The following is a 22,237-nucleotide window of genomic DNA, read 5'->3' as shown; positions in this document are numbered from 1 at the left end:
CAAAAAAGGCCTTCCCGAAGTGAGAAGGCCTTGATTCTGATCATTTGCCGGTTGACGGTGCCACGTATTCAAGTCGCTGTTTATCTTTTAGCAGCTGCTTGCGAAGCTCGGCATAATCCACATCCTGTACCGCCACTTTCTTGTCGATCGCCAGTACAGCTGCCGAAGCGGCACTCTGGCCCAGAATCATAAACACCGGCTCCATCCGGATAGATCCGAATGCAATGTGCGTGCTCGACAGGCACAATGGAACCAGCAGGTTCTGGCATTCTGCTTTTTTAGGTACCAGCGAACCATAGGAAATTGCGTAAGGTACCTTCGGATGCACACCAATATCCCCTTCGTTTTGGACAAAACCATCTTCTTTCACATACCGCTGCGCATTATGCGCGTCGAGGGAGTAAGATCCCATTCCCACTGACTGGTTCACCGGCTTTTTACCCAGAGTTTCATTTTCTGTCATTACTTCCTGGCCGATCATCCGGCGTGCTTCGCGCACGTAGATCTGATGCGGCCAGCCGCCATTGTCCTTGAACTCATCCTTCGGTAAGCCCCATTTCGCCATTTCGGCGCGCACACTGTCGGGTACGTTCTTGTCATTGGTCAGATAATACATCAGGCCTTTTTGATAAAGCTCGTGCTCTTTGATGATCTGCTTCCTGCGCTCGTAAGTAGCATCGGGATAGTCGTAATTTTGCCCGATGAAATCCGTGCTGAATGGACCGTGGTTGTTGGTATCGGTCTTTTTGTTTGGGATTGGATCGTATTTGTCGAAAGTTTCTGACCAGCCTGCTTTGTAAACCCTTGCCAGCAGCTCATATTTCGCAGGATCATAGCCTTCGGGTTTGGCAAACGGAATGCGGTTGTCGGGATTGGATGACAGGCACATACGGAAGCAGTAAGCCTGGATCTTGTTATCACCGTCGCCGTTTTTCCCGATTGGCTCGTCTGAAACATAAGGAAGCAGGCCGCTCTTCGGATCGCCCTCGATTTTGTACGGACTCACGTTCTTTTTGAAATAATGCCCATGCTGAAAAACGCCGGCTTGTATCCCGTTCCATTCCTCGTTGTAAACGCTGTTGGCCTCGCGTCCTACGTGGTATTTCACGCCGGCAGCAGCCATTAAATCTCCCTCGTAGGTAGCGTCGATGAACATTTTTCCTTTGAAGGTTTTGCCGCTCAGTGTTTTGAAGGAAACGATTTTACCACCTTCCATCTTCACGCCCTTTTCGCGGTCGAGCCACTCATCGCGGTACACTTTCAGGTTATTCTCTTTCACAAAATCTTCAAAAACACGCTCTGCAACCTTTGGTTCAAATATCCACATGGTCCGGTCGGCACCGTCCATTGCCGGCGTGCCCTGGCCTTTGTTACCGTACTCTTCTTTCTTTTGCCACTGCCAGGCTTCCGGCTTGTCGTAATGCAGGTACACGCGGTGGTAGAACTCTCGCGCCAGTCCGCCGATCACGGATTTATTACCAGTATCAGTAAATCCCAATCCCCCCGACGAAAGGCCGCCCAGGTGTTTGTCAGGAGATACCATAATTACAGTTTTGCCTTGCTTCACTACCTGTACTGCTGCCGTAACTGCACCTGAGGTACCTCCGTAAACGACTACATCTGCCTCAAAATCATTTTTTTGGACTTCCGCAAACAGCAAGGCGGGAAAAAGGGCTGCCAATATAAATGCGACTAATTTTTTCATTTTTAAAAAGGTTAGGTAAAAATTATTGAACTGCCGGCACCATCAGCACAGCATCTGCGAGTACCTGTCCGTCGGCTCCTTTATTGGAGATTTCAACAAAAGCTTTTGCACCCGCAGCTATATCAAAGTCGCCCAAAAACACCCATTCACCGGAAGTTTGACCAACGACCTGCACATCAGCAGTTTTGATAGATACATTCTTCTGGCTTTTACCGTCAGAAACAGTGAGTGGAATAATCGAAGACAACCCGGGCAGCTTAGGTAAGTAGATGTAAGCCGCGTACTTGCCAGATTTTGGTATGACCGGCGTAAACCGTACAGATTGCAAGTTTTTCGTAGTTGTGTCAGAAGCGAAAAACGAAGGCCCGTAGCCGCCCTTGTTGCCGGTGGCCCATTTACCTTCCACTTTCACGTTCCGCGCATCTTCATTGTCAACTACCACGTGCTGGATTCGGCCGGTAACCAGCGGATTAGCGGCGAGCTGCTTTTGCAGCTTTGCAACATCCACTTTTTGAACCGGCAGCTTGCCGTCGATTGCCATTACCGCCGCCGCCGCCGCTGACTGGGCGAGAACCATGAACACCGGTTCCATGCGAATAGAGCCGTAAGCAATGTGCGTGGCAGACAGGCAAACGGGGACAAGCAGGTTAGTACATTCAGCCGGTTTCGGAACAATAGCCTGGTAAGAAACAGGGTAGGGGCCAAAGCCGCCCACTTCCACATTACCTTCGTTTTTTACCATCCCATTCACCACAAGACGCTGGATATTGTGCGAATCCATGGTGTATGCGGCCATTCCCACGCCGTCGCTTACCACCTTTTTGCTTTCGCAATTGGCTTGCGTCATCACGTAGTTACCTACCATTCTCCGCGCCTCACGCACATATAGCTGTGGCGACCAGTTACCTGTGTCGGTGTATTCATCTTTTGGGTAACCCCATTTCAGCATTTCGCTCCTGAGCTCCTGAGGTACCCGCGGATCGTTACCCACAAAATACAACAGCCCTTTGGTATATACCTCGTGCTCGCGTATGATCTCCTCACGCTTCCGGTAGTTTGCATCGGGGTACGCGTAGTTGGTCCCGATCATATCTGTCGAAAAGCCATTACGATTATTAATGTCCGTTTTGTTGTTGGGCATTTTGCTCCAGATGAAATAATCATTGAGCGTCTTCCGCTGGGGCTGCTTGTTCATGAGTCGCACCAAAAGCTCGTAGCGCGTCGAATCGTAACCGGCAGGCCGCGTGATCGGCAGCTGGTTTGCAGGATCGGAAGTGAGGCAAATGCGATAGTTGTAAGCCTGTACTTTCTTGTCACCCGTTCCATTAGGCAGCAGTTTTTCATCCGAAATGCCCCACAGCAAGCCGCTTTCGGGCTTCCCTGGGATTTTGTAAGGATCAATGCCGTCGGGAAACTGGTGGCCGGTCATCAGCTGCACGCCATTGATCGTCTCCCCATATTCCGCATTCGATTCCCGGCCGACTGCATAAGAGACACCAGCGCGCGCCATCAGATCGCCCTCGTAAGAACAGTCAATGAACATGGCCGCCTCGATCGTGGTATTGGTCGCCGGATCGGGTTTTTGGCTGTTTTCCAAAACAATGGAGTTGATCACCGTTCCATTCTTGCTTGCCGAAACAATCCTCCGCTGGTAAGTGACCTTAATGCCGGCTTCATCGAGGTACTGCTGCAGATATTTCTTTGCCACGTGAGGCTCAAAGATCCATTGCTCGAACTTGCCGTAATGCTTGCCCAGCCTGCGATAGAAATCCAGGGAAAGTCCCGATATCGCGTATTTGTTACCGATGTCAGTCTGTCCCAAACCGCCCGAGGTCATACCGCCCAAATGCGAGGTAGGTTCGATGAGGGCGACAGTTTTACCCATTTTCTTGGCTGTATAAGCCGCAATTACACCTGCCGCGGTGCCGCCGTAAATGCAGATATCCACTTTTTGCGCCGCCGTCTGCGGCGAAGTGCGAAATCCGGAAGCGACAAAGGCAGTCAGGATCGTAATAGCTACCAGTTTTATCCTCATTTCAAGATTGATTTAGTGAGTAGTATGGACATTTCTTAATAGCCCGGGTTCTGGTCGGTAGGCTTGATCGCCTTGTTATAAAGCAGCTCGGAGTTGGGGATCGGCCAGAGCATGTGCTTGTCTGCCACCACGATTTTCTTTGTTTCCAAAATTCGCTGCTTTGCAATGCCCAATCTTTTGAGATCGTTCCACCTTTTGCCCTCGTACATGGTTTCATACCCTCTTTCCTGCACAACCTTATCTATAAAGGCAGTAAGTCCCGCAAAATCACTGAGTTTGAAATCCACTGCCGAAGGTGCTTTGGAGTTAAACCCGTAAGCCCTGCGATGCACTTTGTTCAGACTTTCCAAACCTTCTGCGGTCGGTTTTCCATTGGCGCGCGCATCAGCCTCGGCGTGAAAAAGCAGCAGATCGGCATAGCGGTACCAAGGGTAATCATTGCCTGCGCCCGCTGTGGCAGCCGGATCGCGGTACTTGCGGAAAAGGCAGGAGTTAGGCCCGAGCCCAATATCTACATTGTACAAAATGTGCGCTTTGCGCAGGTCTTTCGCATCCCAGTTCTTGATTACCGGGTTGGAAACCGAATCGGTATACTGCGCGTAAACACCGCCCGGACCGTAGTAGTTGTATTTATCCGTCTTACGGTGCGCGTAAGTTACCAGCCCGAATCCCTGCTGGCGCGAGTACTTGAAATAGAAAATCTCTTCGGTGGTATTGACAACCTCAGGCCCGTAAATCTTTTGGAAATCCTCGGAAGTAGCCACTTCCACCAGCGAGTATTTATTGCTTTCGATCACTTCCTTCGACTTGGTCTGAGCGCCGGCCCAGTTTTCCTGGTAAAGGTATATTTCTGAAAGAAGTGTCTTCGCAGCCCATTTTGTAGGTCTGCCAATTTCAGCCGGGTTGTCAGGCAGGCCGCTTTCAGCTTCCAAAGCATCGGCAAGGATCAGTTTATATACATCTTCCACACTCGCGCGGGGAATCTCTGCAACCGTCATATTTTCCTCGGTACGCAGCGGCACGCCGCCCCAGTTCCGTACCATTGCAAAATAAATCAGCGCACGCAGGTACTTGGCTTCGGCAACAAACATCGCCTTTTCTTCCGGCGTTGTGCTGGTACCTTTCGGAACGTTGCTGATCACCAGGTTCGCATTGCGGATCGATTGGTAAAAGTTATCCCAGATAACAGCCACGCGGTTGATATTGGTATTATCCAATCCCTGGTAAAGACTCACGGCAGTCTGTGTACCGCGTGAATTTCCATAATCGGCCAATCCTTCCAACTGTGCCGGATAGTTAATGGAAAGTCCATTATCGAGTCGCATCGGACCGTAAATGGCGTTAACTGCCGCCTTGGCTTCCGAGGCAGTATTATAGAAGTTTTCCGAAGCCAGCGATTTTGGTTTTTCTTCCAGTATGTCCGAGCAGGACATGAAAACCACGGCTGAAAACAAGCAGGTGAATATCTTGTTCATTTGTAAATGTTTATGCTTTGTTAAAAATCAAAACCCAACTCTTAAACCTACTGTGGTCGTCTTGGCCGCAGGGTATACATAATGGTCGATACCCTGTACAAACGAGTTACCGCTTCCATAGGAGTTTACCTCGGGATCATACCAGGAGTATTTCGTAAAAGTGATCAGGTTCTGGCCGCTCACGTAAATCTGTGCGTTGCGAAGCCATTTCAGGTCGAGCCTGGATACCGGCAGATTGTAGCTCAGCTGGATATTTTTAAAACGGAGGTAAGAGCCGTCTTCTACGAACCTGTCTGACATTTGAGCCTGCGAAGAAGTCCTGATAATCGGGTATTTGGCATCGGTGTTGGTCGGTGTCCAATGGTCCAGATAAACCTCGCGCGGCATATTCAATGCCTGCCCGTAATCATAACCTTGTCCCTGCGCACTCAGGTTGAAAATGTCGTTGCCCTGAGATCCCTGGATGAAGACATTCAGGTCAAAGTTTTTGAAAGACATGGAAGAATTGAAGCCGTAAGTAAACTTGGGATTGGGGTTACCAATGATCCGCTTGTCGCCCGCGTCCCTGGCGCCGTTGTTGTTGAAATCTTCATAGGCGATAAATCCTTTGTCATCATAACCTTTCTCTACATACCCGTAAAATGAGCCGAGCGGAAAGCCCTCACGAAGAATGTTCACATTATCGTTCACAGCCGCACCGATCGTTTGTCCCAGAATGTCATTTCCCCCGTACAACTTCATCACCTTATTTTTGTTGATGGAAAGGTTGGTTGAAATGTTCCATTTAAATGCGCCTTCCAGTACAGCTGCATTCACGCCGAGTTCTAATCCTTTGTTCTGGATCTTACCGATATTCTGGATCGTATATGTGAAGCCCAGCGAAGAAGGAAGCGCCACATTGTTCAGCAGGTCGCGCGTGTTTTTGATGTAATAATCGGCTGTCAATGTAAAACGGTTGTTAAGAATACCCAGATCAAGTCCAATGTCAGCCTGCGCAGTAGTTTCCCATTTCAATGGAGCAGCAAGCCGCGTTCCGGGCGCGTAGTAAATGTTAAGCGCGTCGCCGAAAACAACCTGGTTGGAGACAAGTTGGTTTAAGGTAAAATAAGGCTGAATGGAAGTATTGCCGGTTTCTCCGTAGCCTGCACGGATTTTCAGGTCTGAAATGAAAGGAACATTCTTGATAAAGTTCTCTTCCGAAACTCGCCATGCAAGTGCGGCAGAAGGGAATGAACCCCATTTCTCACCTTCGCTATACCGCGACGATCCGTCGGCCCGGAAGCTGATCGTAGCAAGGATCTTGCTGTTAAATGTATAGTTCACCCGCGCCAGGTAGGAGAGCAGTGCCCACTTCTGATAAGAAGAAAGCGGTACATCCTGGGTAGCAGCAGCGCCTATGTCGTAAGTTTCCTGGTTATCACTGATGAACCCGCTTCCCGACGTGCGAAAAACAGTTGCTGTGTAATCCTGGTAAGTAAAACCGGCCACAGCCGATATGTTATGCTTGCCGAAATCCTTGATATAATTGACCGTATTCTCGCTCAGAAAGCTGGTAATTTGCCCTGTCTCAATCCGAGCCGAACCTTTCGAATTAACAAACCGCGTGGTGGTATAAGTATCGGTTCTGTCGTCGGTATTTTCAATACCGGCTAGTGTTTTCAATGTCAAACCTTTCACCGGCTCAAAGGTAAGCGCCGCATTGGTCAGCACTTTGTTGGAGCGGATCTTGTCCGAATAGTAATTGAGGTAGTTCAATGGGTTAACAATCACATTGGAACCCCAGGCATAAGCCTCCGCCAGTCTGGAATAGCTTCCGTCGGGCAGGATCGCGGGGATAGTAGGGTAGCCCGACAGCATCGCCGACATCAGTGTACCACCCCGGTTGCCACGCTCCGAATTCTTGCGGTCGGAATCAATGCGGCTGAGAATGGAGCTGATGTCGAACTTGAACTTCTTACCGATATCAGAGCTCAGGTTGAGCCGCAATGCATTGCGCACGTAGTCACTGCCTTTGACGATTCCGTCCTGGTTAAAGTTGCTCAGCGCGACAGAAAACCGCGTTTTCTCGGTACCCCCGCTCACAGTTACTGCGTGGTTCTGAATAGGAGCTTTGCGAAAAACAATATCCTGCCAGTCTGTACCCTCACCGAAGCTGTTGATCTGATCCTGCGTAAAGTGCGGCGCTACGCCGTCGTTGGCCGCTTGCTCATTGTAGAAATTGGCATACTCTGTTGCATTCATCAGGTCAAGCTTTTTCCGGATTGTCTGAATACCGTAATAACCTTCATAATCTACATTGACGCGACCCGCTTTGCCGCGTTTGGTAGAGATCAGTACCACGCCATTTGCCCCGCGTGAACCGTAAATGGCTGTCGCCGAAGCATCTTTCAGTACTTCAATCGATTCGATATCAGCATTGTTGAGCAAAGTAGGGTTACCGGAGTAGGGAAAACCGTCGACCACGTAAAGCGGCTCATTGCTGCCCTGAATGGAGTTGGTACCTCTCACACGCACACTGATCGGACTGCCCGGCGCACCTGTATTCTGCGAAACGTACACACCAGCTGCGCGCCCGGCGAGTGACTGAACCAGGTTGGTGGCCGGATATGCATTCAGCTCTGTCGATTTAATGGAAGCGACCGAGCCGGTCAGGTCGCTCTTTTTCACCTGACCGTAGCCGATAACCACGATTTCCTGCAAAGACTTATCTTCCAGTACCATGTTCACGATCAGCGCCGACTGGCTTCCGATCACAACCTCCTGAGACTGGTAACCTACAAAGCTGAAAATGAGCACTGCATTGGCCGCCGCGTCGGGTACATCCACCTGGAACTGGCCTTCTGCGTCGGTGGTGGTACCGGTCTGCGTGCCTTTCAAAACCACGCTCACGCCGGGTAATCCCGTCCCTTTTTCATCCAATACTTTTCCGGAGACGTTTTTAGCAGGTTTTACAGCGCCCTCGGCTGCTTTCACATCGGGCAGGCTTCCCTGTCTTTTCAAAATGATGATCTTCCCTGAAATTTCATATTGCAGTCCAAGCGGCGTAAGTACCTGATCGAGCACTTCATATAAAGGCTTATCCTGGGCTGAAACAGTTACTTTCCGGGTTGAGTTGATCAGCTTGGAGCTGAATACAAACCGGACATCAACCTGCTTTTCGAGCTGGGCGAGGACTTTCCTTATTTCACTTCCATTCGCTACAAGGGATATTTTCTGACTGAGCAGCGTTTGTGCACGGCCCTCACGCGCATAACTTGTTCCTATCAACAAGAGGGCAAACAGGAGTTGGGTAGCTGTTATTCGCATCGTCCACTTTAATACCTGGCGGCACTTTAAAGGTTTTTTCATAGATTTGATTGTTTTGTTAAGATTGAAAAGTTGGCAAAACAGCCCCCGCCTCCGAAATGGAGGTAAATGACGCCAATCATGTGGGGACAATAATCAGGAGTCGGTAATGCGGGAACATTGCCGGCTCTTTTTACTTGGTAGTCAGTGATTTCTGTTTTTTATAATCGATGTGGGTTAAGGGTTTAGAACTAAGACAAGGTACTTGTATCAATTCCGGCAGCCTCTGCTGTGAATGACAATCTGTCCGTCAATGATCTCGTAATTTGCCTCGATCGCTTTGCAAATGATCGATAGCTTTTCATGAAGCGTCTGGTTATCCAGCATTGCGGTAACGGGGCAACCGTTCAGCAGCTCTTCGTCGAAAATAATGTCAATGCCGTACGCCTTTCCAATCGAAGCGATTGCCTGGCTTGCGGGGGTATCTTCAAATTCAAAATGGGGTACCTGCGATTTTGAAACCACGATCTCGGGCTTCTCCACCAGCGTTTTGACCATTCTTATATCATCTCTTTCAAAAATGATCTTCTGATTCGGAGAAAGCACCACGCCTTCCTGCTCGCGTTTGCCCGCCTTAGCCTGCAAGCCTGTGCCGGCTTTGGTGAATACCGACACCCGGCCCGTTTTTACCTCAACGGTAACCTGGTGGGACGATTCAAAAGCTTTGATCGTGAAGCTGGTACCCAGTACTTTGGTCACTAGCTCATTGGCATACACGAAAAAGGGACGGTCGGGATCTTTGGAAATCTCAAAAAATGCTTGTCCATTCAATATCACTTCCCTTTTGGATTCGGTGAACTGAATGGGATAGCTGATGCTGCTGCTGGGAAAAAGCGTGATCTGGCTGCCATCCGAGAGCTTTACAACCATCGGCGCGGCGGTTGCATTTGTCTTTTCTATTTGTTGTGGTTTCGATTGTTCCTGTACCTGGCCGGTCCCAACTGTACCAAGCGCAGGCAGCCGCTCATTGAAGTTTAATTGCATCAGACCCCAGCCAGCTACGATCAGCAATGCAATGGAGGCTGCAATCCTGAACCAAGCTGCTTTGTAGAATGGGCGCCGGGGCAATGTGTACCTGCCGGGCTCGTGATCAGCCTGCTGGATTCTTGCCACCGTACTTTTCACGATACTGTCAATCTCAGCGGCAGATAACTCGGGTTCCTTTGCACGTAGCGCCAATACCACCTGACGCGCCTGCTGGGCCACAGGCAATATCTGCGGATTTTCAGCAAGCCACTGCGTCCACGCTGCATCACTTTCGCGCGTCGGAGCGAGTACCCACTGCCTGAAAAACGGGTCCCAGACAAAGTCCTCAGCTTCAAAATTTAGGTATTGGTCCATACAAGATTTTGCGTCTATGTTACGATAGACAAAAACCAGTGGGCGATACCAATAATTTTTAAATTATTTCTGGATAAAAGATAAAAAGGGGATTTGAAGCTGGATTATAGCAGCTTTTTACTGGAAAAAATGAATCAAAGCAAAGACAATAAACTCGGCTTTCCATTGATTTTGCAGCTGTTTGATAGCGATTTGAAGCAGGTTGGAGACGGTTTGCGGGGATACTTCCATGATCTCGGAGATCTGATGGCGCTCCATTTCCTGGAAAAATTTCAGGTATATCACTTCTTTCTGGCGGCGCGGCAGCTCGTCAACCAGCTTTTTGAGCTTGTGTGTCAGTACCAGCGTGGATTCGTTTTCAATGTACTCCTGCTCGACTGAAAATTCGATTTCAAAGGTACCTTCCTGATTGTCAAAAGGTTCGTCAGCAAGCCGCGACTTGCCGGTAATGTTGCGGTGCATCAGTCTCCGGAGCGACGCCATCATGTAAGGTTTGATCGCGATATCCGTGCTCAGGTTCTGCCGTTTTTCCCAAAGTGCCAGAAAAAGATCCTGAATGCAGTCTTTGACAAACTCCTTATCCCTTGAAAATTTGCTGCCGTAATGAAAAAGCGCCCGGAAGTGCGTCGACATTAATTGATCAAATGCAGTTACATCACCCGCAACAAACCGCAGCCACAACGCTTGATCGTCGGGCGCTTCGGAGCGGGGTAATGCTATTTTCATCAGGGTTTCGGTTTGATATCCAAAATAATGATAAATAACCTGTAAATCACAATATTCTTGTGAAATTGATCAGATTAAAGAAACGCGCGGCTGCCATTTTCAATGTGTCTACATACCACTGGAAACAAAAGAAATCGCTTGGCGTCGGTAAGACAGGAAAAAGCGTGAAGATTTAAAGTGGACCTACCGCGACGTCCACGAAGTACATTTGGTATGTACGCCACATTTACGTACATTAGCTTTTAGGTAAGCAAAAGTGATGTCTCACCTGAAAGCTAGTATATAACAGAATAGCAATGGCAACATTAGTAAATGACCGCATAGATGTAAGGATCAGCAAAGAACAAAAGGAGCTGATCAAGTATGCTTCGGCGCTCCGTGGATTTAAGAGCCTGTCAGAGTTTATTATTTATTGCGTCAATACAGAGGCTGGTAAAATTATCATGGATAATGAGAAGGTGCTAAAGACGATCGAAGACAAGAAGATTTTTGTAGATGCCATTCTGAATCCGCCAGCACCGGGGGAAGGTCTTAAGAAAGCGCAATCAGCGGCCTTAAACCATGAAATAGATGGGATTTAGCATTAGTATATTAAATAGTACCCATAAAAAAGAAAACTTCTGTTGTGACAGGGAATCGTTAGACGATTACATTAAAAAACAGGCAAAGCAGGACGTAAAACGTTCACTAGCGATCTGTTATGTATTGGAGGATAGCGACGGTGTAGTCAAAGGGTATTTTACCCTTTCGGCAGCATCAGTTTCGCGCGAAGATATGCCTGAGACAATGCTTGTAAAACTACCCAGGGGATATGCGGATTTCCCGGCAACATTGCTTGGAAGGCTGGCTCTCGACAAAACCGTTAAGGGACAAAAACTAGGATCTGCGTTGCTTTATGCAGCATTGAAAAAAGCCCTGATTAACGCTGAGGTAATCGCGTCACTAGCAGTAATAGTTGATCCGCTGGATAACGACGCAAGAAAATTCTACGCCAGACACGAGTTTATAGACCTGCCTGGCAGCGGGCGGATGTTTCTCCCGATGGCGACAATCAGAAAGTTGGTTGAGCAGGAAAGAACTGTTTAACAACCAGCTTGTAACAACACTTACCGTTCCGCCTGGACATACCCAACGCTTTTACAGCTGAAAGGGATCGATAATATACTCGGCCCGGTAAATGGGATTTGAGGTATTCAAAGTCCAGATCACATGGCCTGTCTGGTCCGTTTTGATCAGCTTTCCATTGGTAGCGCTGGCGGAGAGGATGTTTCCGTCAGGTAGCAGCATTGTACTCCCCATAATTGCCGAATAAAGATCGGGCGGGAAGGTTGCATTGATCTTGCTGGTAGCTTCCAGCGTCGTTTCATTCAGTGCAAATGAAAGGACCCGGGTGGTTGGCCTTGCGGCAGATCCATTGTCAAACAGCATGATCTCGTCATTACTGTTCCGGTGCGCAAAGTGCTGGAAAAGGAAGTCGGAGCCTGCCGGCATTTTGATCGTCCCGTTCTTCCCAAGCTTCCACATTACTTTACCCGAAGTAGCATTGATCTTCCAGACCTGCGAGAGTGCGCGCAGGGAAATGATGTAATTGTTGTCTTTATCAATGACCAGCGAATTCCCCCAGGGCTGCGCATAGTTGGTTGGGTCAATGTTGGTCAGCTCGTCAAAGGTTGACCAGGACCAGATCTTGTTACCCTGGCTGTCGAGCACGAGAATACCATCGCCGGGCAGATTGTTTTTAAATTCATTGGTGATCGCGACGATATTGCCTTTGCTGTCCATTTGAAAATCGTGGTGCACCGACTTATCAAAGCCTTTTTCACCCATTTTAAAATAAGAAAGCGTATCGCCTGCAAGTGAAGTTTCAAGGATAATGTTACCGTCGCCCATCGGCGTAGCGTTTTCATCCAAAAGCATTATCAGCGAATGCTTTGGCGTAAAGCGAGCCGTTTTGATCACGTATTTGGCCGGTGGTGACCAGTACCAGGCGATTTTCCCGGTTTTATCCAGGATCACCAGTCCATTCGGCTTGGTCGAGGGCACCAGAAAGTAGTATCCCGGCAAACTCTCCCGGATATTGTTCTTGCTTTCATCATAGTAGGCTTTCAGCCAGGCGGGCATTTCGGCTGTGGTAAAGGTTTTTATCTCACCGGTTTGCTCCGCTCCGTCAGCCGCCTTTGAGATAATGCGGTAGTTATAGGCAGTCTTTTCTTTCAGCTGAAAAAGCGCAATGGAGTGGCTTTTCTTGGATAAAGAAACGGCCGACATAGCTGCATTGTTCTCGTTTTCAGCAGCCGGCCAATACCTTACACTTGCTTCCGATTCTCTGTTCAAAGTAAACTTAACCCTGGCTGTTAATGCAGATAAACCGCTGTTCAGAACAGTAGCAGATTGAACCTGCGGCGTGACAGCAGGATTATCGCTCTCGCAGGAAAAACCGATTCCTGCAAGAGCGATCCCTAAATACAGATTGAATTTTCTAAGCATAAGTTATTCTTTGTCCCACCAAACTCTTTTCAGCCAGTCGTCTGCGCCGCCGATCCTGCCGATTGCCTCGGTGTAGTTCGTCGGGTTTTGTACCGCCTCGGATTCAGGATAGAAAAAGCGGCGCGGGATCACGCCATTGGTACCGCTGGTGTACCAGTCCACCGAAGTGAAAGGTACCAGCTTGGGGTAGCCCGTTCTGCGGAAATTCGAATAGGCTTCGCTTCCGTTCAAGAAGAAGTTTACCCACATCTGCTCGTGGATCACCTTCATCCGGCCGTCGAGCGTGGTAGGGAATACGCGGTAATTGGCTTTCAGCTCATCAATAGCGGCTTGCGAGATAGCAGGCGCGCCGGGGTAGCTGCTCATCATTTCACAGCCAGCCTGAATGCCTTTCATGAAATGCTCCTGCGGGTTGGTTTGTCCGCCCCAGCCGCGCGAAGCCGCTTCGGCCAGCAGCAGCTCAACCTCTGCATAAGTCAGGTGAAAAAACGGTGCATTGACTGCAGCTACGTATTTGCTGGGCTGCATCCGCCGGTAAGCCGTTGGAACCACCACGCTCTGCCCGGAAGCAAGCTTGATCGTCTGATCGGGCATCCACACATTCCACGACATGCCCCCATAAGTCAAACCTTCCTGCAGATAAGCTGTAATATCAAGGTTATTGTTGTTGTCAATTGCTTCGCTGCCGTTAACAGGCAGGTAAGTGCCTCCGTAGATGAACAAGCGCGGATCTTTGGTGGCTTTCAAATGGTCCACCAATGTATTGGCCAGCCTGAAACCCGAAGAAGAAACATCGGCCTGGAATACCTGCGAGCGACCATTTCCGCGGTTTTCACCGAAAGTATAGTTGATAGGTTCGTGGCGCATCATGCAGGTATAGCTGTTATCGGTCATTACACCGCCGGCAATAGCCGCTTCCACCTGCTGTTTAGCTAGGTCAGGCTTCACCTTTGTAAGGCGAAAACCGAGGCGAAGCCGCAGCGAGTTGCCGAATTTCATCCATTTATCAACATTTCCATCGTAAAATGCGTCGCCTTGCACGGTGCCTTTGGTCGCGTCCATTGCTTTTACAGCCGCATCCAGCTCACTGAAAAAGCTGTTGTAGATCTCTTCCTGCGTGTCGTATTTGGGCAAAAATATCTTGTCCGTATAACCTCTGATCGCCTCCGTGTAGGGGATATCTCCGTAAAGGTCGGTAAGCCGTGAAAAGATGTACACCCGCAGAATCCGTGCAGCGGAGTTGATGTTAACCTGGTCCGGGTCACCGTTGGTCCGGTTGATCAGGTCCTGGATGTTTTTCAGATCGCGGGGATAGGTGGTTTCCCAGAGCGTGTACCATTGGCCTTTGTCCAAAATGCGGTACTGACCTCCGTGCTGCGTCCACCAGGAGCCTGCCAGGTGCTGCACCAACGGCGAGCTGATCGCCAGATCGTAGCGCCACACATCCTCGCGCTGGCCCGACAGGTCAGCTTGTACTTTGGTCAGCTGCACACCCGGAGAAATCGTGGAAAAGCCCGCGGGGTTCTTGTTTAACTCTTCAAAATGCTCGGTACAGCCCTGCATAAGCATCGCCAGAGCTGCCAGTGAATATATGATCTTTTTCATGTTCAATGTCTTGTTTAAAATTTCACTACCAGATTGAAACCGTATCTTCTGCGGCCAGGCAGAGAGCCGTATTCGAAACCTTGTCCATTCCCATTGTTGTAGTTGGACTCAGGGTCGATGTTGGGTGTGTTCTTGCTGATAATCCAGAGGTTACGTCCGATTACACCGAGTGTAATGGTTTTAAATGGCGTCTTTTTCAGCAGCGAGCTTGAAAAGGTATAGTTAAGTCCCAGGTCACGCAGCTTGATGTAGCTCGCATCATAAATAAACGGTTCCGGAATGTTGTTACCGATGCTCTGCCAGTAAGCCGCCGGGCTGATCGGGATCGTATTAGGAGCTCCTTCCTGGTTGACACCCTCGCCGATAAATCCTCTGTTGGCACGGTCAACGTAGTAGGGGCTCGTCGGATCGTCCAGGTTAGCTTCCTGACCGGCTGCCTGCGCGGCAGCTTGTGCCAGCTGGCGCTCGCGCTGGTATGCATTCCAGCCCTCGCGGCCTTCTTCGGTATTGGCGTGCGAGCCGTTCATGTGCATGGTCATGTTGGTCATCGAGAACAGATCTCCGCCGACGCGCACATCAAATGCAGCTTTCAGTTGCAGGCCTTTGTAACCGACAGAAGTAATCACACCGCCTGTCCAGTCAGGTAAGGTATTACCCAGTGCCATCGGGCGGGCAGTTGGAAGCGGCTCTCCATTGCTGGTGTTGTAAACACGGTTTCCATTGGCGTCGCGCAAAAAGCCATTTCCCATGATTGTTCCGAAAGGTTTGCCCTTTTCAGCAATGATCGTCGCACCGGCCCAGCGCGCTTCTGCTACCGTGAAAGTTTCAAGCAACTCACTCAGCTCGACTACTTTGTTCACGTTTTTCGCAAAGTTCAGTGACAAATCCCATTGAAAACCATTGTCGAGTTTCACAGGCGTGGTGTTCAGGAGGATTTCCACACCGCGGTTTCTCAGCTTGGCTGCATTGAGGGAAGCCGTATTAAAGCCGGTTGTTTCCGGTACTGTGATATCCAGCAAAACGTCGTTCGTAACTTCATCATAATAGGTAAAGTCCAGGCCGACACGGTCGTGGTAAAGACGGATGTCAGTTCCCAGTTCAAACGAAGTCTTGATCTGCGGTTTCAGATTTGCATTCGGGATAGAGCCGCCCAGGATTTCTCCCATCGGAAGCCCACGTATCGAGCGGCCGGTCAGACTGTACGCGAAAGTGGTTTTATAAGGATCAAAATCACTACCAACCTGTCCCAGCGAGGCGCGGATTTTGGCAAAAGACAATACAGGCGATTCGATCTTGAATGCATCTGTCACGACAAAGCTCGCGTCCACGGAAGGATAAAAGAAGGAGTTGTTCTGCGGAGGCAATGTGGATGCCCAGTCGTTTCTGCCCTGCACGTTCAAAAACAGGAACTCGCGGAAGCTCAGCTGTGCGCTTGCAAAAACAGATTGTATCTCCTTGCGGTTGTCAAAAGGCTGGATCAGCTTTTCTGTGAAATTGACCAGATTGGCAGTCCCGGGCTGGATAATCTGCGTTGCGCTGATGTTGTTTCCCTTGCTGCGGTACTTCATCAGGTTAGCACCCAGCATCGCCGAGATCTTGAAGTCTTTCCCCAGGTCTTTATTGAAATTGAACAAACCCTGAAAGTTGGTCTCGTTCGTGTTCATCGACAGCTGGTTCAATGCGCCGCCGTCGTAGGCCGGAGTGTATTTATCGTAAAAATTCTCGTGGTTGAATGTAAAAAAGTCGGTACCTGCCTGCAAGTTGAGGCTGAACATGCTATTGAATGTATAATTCATGTTCAGGTAGCCGCCTGCTCTCTCTTTGGTACTTCTGTTGAAAGTTTTGTTGAGCGTCCAGTACGGATTGGCGCGGTAAATGTTACCTGTGTAGTTTTTGTAAGTTCCGTCCGGATTGGTGTAATCCTGTAACCAAGCCTGGTCAAAGTTGGCAGCAAGGCCCAGTAAACCGTTCCCGATATTGTTTACCTCATCGGTCAGTGCCGGGCGGTTTCTTACTTTTTCGGTCATGTAGTTAATTTTCGCATCCACAGAAAGCTTGTTGGTCACTTTCGAAGTAGCCCGGATCGCAAAGATGTTTTTGTCATAGCCGCTTTTTGGGACAATGTCGCTGTTGGCAATATTGGAATACGACATTCTGACTGTGTTATCATCTTTACCGCCGGAGACAGCGATCGTGTTCATGGCCGTTCTTCCCACTCTGAAAAAATCCTGGATGTTATCGTCCATGTACCGGTAGGGGCGAACCGTGCCGTCTGCCTGGGTAATGGTTTCAAAGTCGGTAAACTTCGGTCCCCAGTTGCTGGTAATGTTTCTCGCCTGCAATGGGTCCGTTGGAAAAACACCGTCATTTCCCTGTCCGTAAGTTTTCTGGCGTTCGTCCATTCTGGTCGAAATTTCGTCGAGAGTAAATGAGCTGTTGAGCTCTACACCAACGCCTTTATTCGCCTTGCCGCTCTTGGTAGTGATCAGGATTACGCCGTTCAAAGCGCGGCTTCCGTACAATGCAGCGGCAGCCGATCCTTTCAGTACCGAAATGGACTCGATATCGTTGGGGTTAATGTCAGAAAGCCCGTCGCCAAGGTCGAACCCGCCCCATTGACTCGCACTTCCGATATTCCCATTCACCGCCGGAACCCCGTCGATCACATACAGCGGCTGGTTGCTGCCCTGCAATTCACGTATCCCGCGGATCACCACCCGGCTTGAACCCGTCGGGCCGGCTGTGGTGGAAGAGATACTTACGCCCGCAACTTTTCCCGCAATGGATGCAATCGGGTTGGTTTCGCCATTGTTGGCAATATTCTCTGCGCCTACGTCAGAAACCGCGTACCCAAGCGCGCGCTTTTCCCGCTTGATCCCGAGCGCAGTTACAGTTACCTCCGAAAGTACCTGCGTATCTGCATTCAGGGATACATCCATGGTTGTCTGCGTGCCGACAGTTACATCTTTTGGTGCATAGCCAATAAACGAAAAAGTAAGCACGCCGCCACTCGGCACGTCAATGGAATAGTTTCCATTAGATCCTGAGGCAGTGCCCTGGTTAGTGCCTTTCACAAGCACCGAAACGCCCGGAAGCGGCTCGTTTGTTTCTGCATCTTTGATAAAACCCTTCACGGTTACGTTCTGTGCACGAAGCTGGAAGGCCAGAAGCAGAAAAAGAATGAGAGGAGAAATTCTTTTCATAGAGTTGTTAGTAGATAATTTTGCAAGGATACGGAATTTAGAAAGAGTAATTTGCAGCTGTTGGACAATGCAGTACATTGTTTTGTCGCCTAAATGCAAAACTAGCGACATAATCCGTGTGAACCGGGTATCCAAATGTTACATATTGCGTTATCAGTTGTTACCTGCCACATGTAACATTCACCGTCAGAGCACCGGCGGCACAGCGCTGCTCTTCTTGCGGCCGGCATAGGCGGAAGGCAGCTCGCCGAACTTCTCCCGGAAATGTTTGGCAAAGTATTTCGGATTGTTGAAGCCAACCTGATATGCGATTTCCGAAACAGTCAGCTGGCTTTGCTCCAATAGCTGCCGCGAACGGTCGAGCCGGATTGTGCGTATAAAGTCAACGGGCGACTGGCCGGTCAGCGTGTTCAGTTTGCGGTACAAATGAATGCGGCTCATGCCCAGTTCCTTGCTGAAAGCCTCCACCGAAAAGTCCGGATTCGCCATGTTTTTTTCAACGACTTCGATGGCTTTCTGGATCAGCTTCTCGTCGAGTGAGCTGATCGCCACATCTTTTCCTTTGATTGTGACCTGCTGGCGGTAAGCCTTTCGGGCTGCACGCTGCTGGTTAAGCAAGCTTTTGATTTTAGATTGAAGTATCTCAAAATTGAATGGTTTTTCGATGTAGTCCTGGGCGCCCGTCTGATAACCTTCCAGCTTTTGTTCCTCCGAATTGCGCGCAGTCAGCAGCAGCACCGGGATGTGCGAGGTAGCTGCATTCTCTTTGAGCCTGCGGCAAAGCTCGATCCCATTCATTTCAGGCATCATCACGTCACTCACGATCAGATCGGGCAGCTCACCCAATGCATTTTTCAAGCCCTGCTTGCCGTCTGCTGCTTCCAGTATCTGGTACTTTTCCGAAAGGTTTTCTTTGAGGTAATGCCGGAAATCTGCGTGGTCTTCTACCAGCAGGATTTTAGGGCGTTCCGCAAGGAGCTCTGCGGATTGTTCGGCGCTGGCGGAAGCGGCATCCTGGCCTGGGACTGTTTTCGGGTCCGGCGCAGCTTCCCGGGGATCAGGAGCGGGAAGTGTTACGGTGAAGCAGCTTCCCTGGTCCGGCGCGCTGGAAACAGTGATCGTTCCCCCGTGTATCCTGACAAACTCGCGCGTGATCGACAGCCCGATGCCGCTTCCCTGGTTGACCATGCTGACAGGCAGCTCGTTTTGAAAAAACCGGTCGAAGATCTTCTCCTGCTTCTCTGCCGGGATGCCAATCCCGGTATCCATTACATTGATTTCCAGCAATGTAAGCTGCTCCTGATTCCGGATAATATTAGTAGTTACCTTCACGGTTCCATTCTCGGGCGTAAATTTGAATGCATTGGAAAGCAGGTTAAACAGGATCTTTTCAAGCTTATCCTCATCAAAAAGTGTAATAAGCTCTTTCACCTGTGACTCAAAGCTGAGCTTCACATGTTTTTTCTCGGACAAATCCGAAAACGAGAAGGTAGTCTCGCGGATAAACCGAAGAATGTCGCCTTCACGTGGGTTGAAGCGTAGTTCCTGAAATTCCAGCTTACCCAGGTCAAGCAGCTGGTTAACCAGGTTCAGCAGCCTTTTCGCATTGCGGTAAATCAGGTTCAGCTGACTCTGCCTGCGGGGCTCGTCCGTTTCCCTGACCATATTTTCGATCGGCGACAAGATCAGTGTCAGCGGAGTGCGGAATTCGTGGCTTACGTTGGTGAAAAAGTTGATCTTCATCTGGTCCAGCTCGTGCATGCGCTGCGCTTCTTTTCGTTCCTGCTGATGTTCAAAGCGCATCCGCTCACGCCGCAGGATCTCTCTTCTTGACAAATACAAAACCACCGCGATCAGTAGAATGTAGCATGCGACGGCCGTCCAGGTCTGCCACCAGGGCGGTAGGATTACGATTTTAAGCTCAGCGCCGCGTGGGCTCCATACGCCGTCGTTGTTGGAGGCAGTTACTTTAAAAACGTAGGTGCCCGGATCCAGGTTGGTGTAGGTAGCCCTGCCGGATTTGTCGATAGCCGTGATCCATTCTTTATCAAACCCTTCCAGCTGATAACGGTACCTGTTTTTTTCAGGATGGAAAAAGTTAAGAGCTGAAAATTCAATGGAGAGCACATTCTGGTGGTGCTTGAATGTGATCTGCGAACTTTGGTTCAGCGCTTTTTCCAGGATCACCGAGCCGTCGCTTTCTTTTCCGATACCCACTTTTTTGTTAAACAGATAAAGTTCAGACAGGATTACCTTCGGCATCGCATTGCTGCTGGTAATGCTTTCAGGATCAAAAAGGTTAAATCCTTTTGACCCGCCAAAGATCACCTGGCCCGAGCGCGTGGTTAATGCGGCATTCTCGGTAAACTCTTTCCCTTGCAACCCGTCGGACTCGTCGTAATTAATAAAGCTGAACTGCCATTTCCCTGCCGCGCCCGAAACCTGCATCTTACTGATCCCATTGGTGGTACCCAGCCACAGATTTCCCCGTCTATCCTGGGTTATTGACAAAATTGTGTTGTCAGGCAAGCCGTCTTCTTTCCGGAGCGTTCGAAAATTTTGCTTTTCCTGATCATATAAATTCAGTCCCTCGTGGGTACCGATCCAGAGCAGGCCGCGGTCGTCTTCGAAAATGGCGTGGACAAGGTTATTGCTCAATGCGCTGTCACTTTCGGCATCACTCAGAAAGTGCTGGAAGCGATTGGTCGCGTAATCGTAGCGTTCCAGCCCGTAGGAGGTACCTACCCAGATTTTACCCGCTTTATCTTCCGTGATCTCGCTGACATAGCTGGCATGAACAGAATTGGGCGCGCCGCTTGCATAATGTGTGAAAATGCCCGTAGATCTGTCGAGCCGGTCGAGGCCGCCGTTTAATGTACCTATCCAGAGCTGACCTTTCGAATCCTCAAAAATCTCCCAGATACTATCGTCTGCAATGCTGTTTTTATCCGCAGGGTTGTGCCTGTAGGTTTTAAATGTTTTCCCGTCGAAGCAGCTCAGTCCGCCGTAGTAAGTGCCGATCCAGAGCTTCTTCTGGCTGTCGATCAACAGGCTTACGATCACATTGCTGCCGATTGAATTTGCATCGCCGGATTTGTGCAGGTAGCTTTTAAATGTGTTTTTCTGCCGGTCAAAGTAAATCAGTCCGCCCCCGTTTGCGGCCAGCCACAAATTTCCTCTTTCGTCTTCTGCAAAGCGGTTGAGGTCATTGAAAGGTAAACTGGCCGCTTTGGAGCGGTTGTGCTCGTAAATGGGAAAGCGGAAGATATTCTCGTGGTAGTAATTGATCCCGTCTTTGTAAGTACCCGTCCAGATAATGCCGCTGTCGTCTTTATAAAGGCTGTTGATCGTATTCTGGCTGAGGCTCTTCTTATTGTCGATATCGTGCACCAGATAGCTGATCTGCCATTTTTGTTTGTCAAGAATATTGATCCCACCGTGGTCGGTACCGATCCAGATCAACCCGTTATTTCCCTCTACGATTCCCTGAATGATGTTGGAATTGAGCTTTGGCCCGGGCGTATTTTTATCAATGTGGGTAAAAGCCTTTTTCTCCGCATTGAAGTAGTGGACGCCGCTGTTAGCCCTCAATACGTAAATCCACAGATCGCCGTCCCTGTCGATCGTTATGCTGTAAGGCAGCTGCTGGCCGGGGTTCCGTTGCCGGAGCGCAGTGTTGCGGTACAGCAGCCGGTGGCTTTTTCCATCTATCTGATCCAATACCCCGTTCCGGTGCACTACCCAAAGATCACCTTTGTGATCCCGGCCTATCGCCGCAATGCGGTTGTCGCTACGCCTGTAATGCAGATACCGCGTAGACCTGCCCTGGCGGTACTGATAGATCCCCGTCGAATCGTGAACAAACCAGTATTTACCCGGACTCTCTTTCACAATGTTGGAAACTGCTGCATCGGGAAGTCCGAAGCGGCGGACATAATCGATGGTGTTCCGGATAAAACTTTCTTTTTCCGGGTCAAAGATACTGATCCCTTCAATGGTAGTGACCCAGATCCTGCCTTGGGGGTCTTCGAAAAGCTTGATAATGTGGTTGTTCTGAACCGAAGAAGAGTCGCGGATATCATTCCTGAAAACCCGCACGTTCCTGCCGTCGTACCGGTTGAGGCCCGAAATAGTGCCAAACCACATATAACCCCGGCTGTCTTTAAGAAAACAGGTTACCTGGTTGTTGGATAGCCCACTGGTCGCGTCCAGCTTCATAAACCGGTAAGGGGTGGATTGTGCGGACAGCTTGTTGGGCTGAACAAGAAGAAGTAAGAAAAAGAAGAGGATTTTTCCGCGCATCCGCAGCATCATT

General features: G+C 49.6%; 12 protein-coding genes. 2 read left to right on the top strand and 10 right to left on the bottom strand.

Annotation, left to right across the window (positions count from 1 at the left end; genetic code table 11):
* Positions 1-40: 40 nt before the first annotated feature.
* The 6 genes from Q369_RS0117670 to Q369_RS0117645 all read right to left on the bottom strand — a co-directional run bounded on the left by Q369_RS0117670 (position 41) and on the right by Q369_RS0117645 (position 10,627).
* Positions 41-1,705: an FAD-dependent oxidoreductase gene (locus Q369_RS0117670; protein WP_031529113.1), complete on the bottom strand. Its 1,665-nt coding sequence runs from the start codon at positions 1,703-1,705 to the stop codon at positions 41-43.
* Positions 1,706-1,727: 22 nt separating this feature from the next.
* Positions 1,728-3,740: an FAD-dependent oxidoreductase gene (locus tag Q369_RS0117665; RefSeq protein WP_031529112.1), complete on the bottom strand. Its 2,013-nt coding sequence runs from the start codon at positions 3,738-3,740 to the stop codon at positions 1,728-1,730.
* A gap of 35 nt (positions 3,741-3,775) precedes the next feature.
* A complete protein-coding gene (locus Q369_RS0117660) occupies positions 3,776-5,215 on the bottom strand; it encodes a RagB/SusD family nutrient uptake outer membrane protein (RefSeq protein WP_031529111.1) in 1,440 nt (479 codons plus the stop codon).
* A gap of 27 nt (positions 5,216-5,242) precedes the next feature.
* Positions 5,243-8,563, bottom strand: a complete 3,321-nt coding sequence (locus Q369_RS0117655; protein ID WP_229206882.1) for a TonB-dependent receptor — start codon at positions 8,561-8,563, stop codon at positions 5,243-5,245.
* A gap of 207 nt (positions 8,564-8,770) precedes the next feature.
* Positions 8,771-9,901 carry a FecR family protein gene (locus Q369_RS0117650; protein ID WP_031529109.1) on the bottom strand — a complete coding sequence of 377 codons (1,131 nt, stop codon included), beginning with the start codon at positions 9,899-9,901 and terminating at the stop codon, positions 8,771-8,773.
* Between the two features lie 117 nt (positions 9,902-10,018).
* The gene (locus Q369_RS0117645) at positions 10,019-10,627 is read right to left on the bottom strand and encodes an RNA polymerase sigma factor (RefSeq protein WP_031529108.1); all 609 of its coding nucleotides are present in this window, start codon (positions 10,625-10,627) and stop codon (positions 10,019-10,021) included.
* A gap of 296 nt (positions 10,628-10,923) precedes the next feature.
* Here Q369_RS0117645 and Q369_RS0117640 point away from each other — a divergent pair, with 296 nt between their 5' ends.
* Entirely contained in the window at positions 10,924-11,208 is a 285-nt protein-coding gene (locus tag Q369_RS0117640; RefSeq protein WP_031529107.1) for a type II toxin-antitoxin system TacA family antitoxin, read from the top strand.
* Complete coding sequence (locus Q369_RS0117635; protein ID WP_031529106.1) at positions 11,198-11,713, top strand: GNAT family N-acetyltransferase; 516 nt, start codon at positions 11,198-11,200, stop codon at positions 11,711-11,713. The genes Q369_RS0117640 and Q369_RS0117635 overlap by 11 nt, the downstream gene beginning before the upstream one ends.
* A gap of 51 nt (positions 11,714-11,764) precedes the next feature.
* On the opposite strand, the gene Q369_RS0117630 is transcribed toward Q369_RS0117635, so the two are convergent.
* The 4 genes from Q369_RS0117630 to Q369_RS0117615 form a co-directional block, all read right to left on the bottom strand.
* Complete coding sequence (locus tag Q369_RS0117630; RefSeq protein ID WP_031529105.1) at positions 11,765-13,114, bottom strand: aryl-sulfate sulfotransferase; 1,350 nt, start codon at positions 13,112-13,114, stop codon at positions 11,765-11,767.
* 3 nt (positions 13,115-13,117) lie between these two features.
* Positions 13,118-14,719, bottom strand: a complete 1,602-nt coding sequence (locus Q369_RS0117625; protein WP_031529104.1) for a SusD/RagB family nutrient-binding outer membrane lipoprotein — start codon at positions 14,717-14,719, stop codon at positions 13,118-13,120.
* A gap of 14 nt (positions 14,720-14,733) precedes the next feature.
* Complete coding sequence (locus Q369_RS0117620; RefSeq protein ID WP_031529103.1) at positions 14,734-17,922, bottom strand: SusC/RagA family TonB-linked outer membrane protein; 3,189 nt, start codon at positions 17,920-17,922, stop codon at positions 14,734-14,736.
* A gap of 186 nt (positions 17,923-18,108) precedes the next feature.
* The gene (locus tag Q369_RS0117615; protein ID WP_229206881.1) at positions 18,109-22,224 is read right to left on the bottom strand and encodes a hybrid sensor histidine kinase/response regulator transcription factor; all 4,116 of its coding nucleotides are present in this window, start codon (positions 22,222-22,224) and stop codon (positions 18,109-18,111) included.
* Between the last annotated feature and the right edge of the window lie 13 nt (positions 22,225-22,237).

It is taken from the genome of Dyadobacter crusticola DSM 16708, assembly GCF_000701505.1.
GTDB classification, from domain to species: Bacteria; Bacteroidota; Bacteroidia; order Cytophagales; family Spirosomataceae; genus Dyadobacter; species Dyadobacter crusticola.
The sequence above is the reverse complement of the archived record's forward strand: the minus strand, read 5'-3'. Positions and strand labels throughout refer to the sequence as shown.

Excerpts from the sequence above, each read along its gene's own strand:
- Q369_RS0117670 (WP_031529113.1), bottom strand. The coding sequence starts at position 1,705 with ATGAAAAAATTAGTCGCATTTATATTGGCAGCCCTTTTTCCCGCCTTG.
- Q369_RS0117665 (WP_031529112.1), bottom strand. The coding sequence starts at position 3,740 with ATGAGGATAAAACTGGTAGCTATTACGATCCTGACTGCCTTTGTCGCT.
- Q369_RS0117660 (WP_031529111.1), bottom strand. The coding sequence starts at position 5,215 with ATGAACAAGATATTCACCTGCTTGTTTTCAGCCGTGGTTTTCATGTCC.
- Q369_RS0117655 (WP_229206882.1), bottom strand. The coding sequence starts at position 8,563 with ATGAAAAAACCTTTAAAGTGCCGCCAGGTATTAAAGTGGACGATGCGA.
- Q369_RS0117650 (WP_031529109.1), bottom strand. The coding sequence starts at position 9,901 with ATGGACCAATACCTAAATTTTGAAGCTGAGGACTTTGTCTGGGACCCG.
- Q369_RS0117645 (WP_031529108.1), bottom strand. The coding sequence starts at position 10,627 with ATGAAAATAGCATTACCCCGCTCCGAAGCGCCCGACGATCAAGCGTTG.
- Q369_RS0117640 (WP_031529107.1), top strand. The coding sequence starts at position 10,924 with ATGGCAACATTAGTAAATGACCGCATAGATGTAAGGATCAGCAAAGAA.
- Q369_RS0117635 (WP_031529106.1), top strand. The coding sequence starts at position 11,198 with ATGGGATTTAGCATTAGTATATTAAATAGTACCCATAAAAAAGAAAAC.
- Q369_RS0117630 (WP_031529105.1), bottom strand. The coding sequence starts at position 13,114 with ATGCTTAGAAAATTCAATCTGTATTTAGGGATCGCTCTTGCAGGAATC.
- Q369_RS0117625 (WP_031529104.1), bottom strand. The coding sequence starts at position 14,719 with ATGAAAAAGATCATATATTCACTGGCAGCTCTGGCGATGCTTATGCAG.
- Q369_RS0117620 (WP_031529103.1), bottom strand. The coding sequence starts at position 17,922 with ATGAAAAGAATTTCTCCTCTCATTCTTTTTCTGCTTCTGGCCTTCCAG.
- Q369_RS0117615 (WP_229206881.1), bottom strand. The coding sequence starts at position 22,224 with ATGCGCGGAAAAATCCTCTTCTTTTTCTTACTTCTTCTTGTTCAGCCC.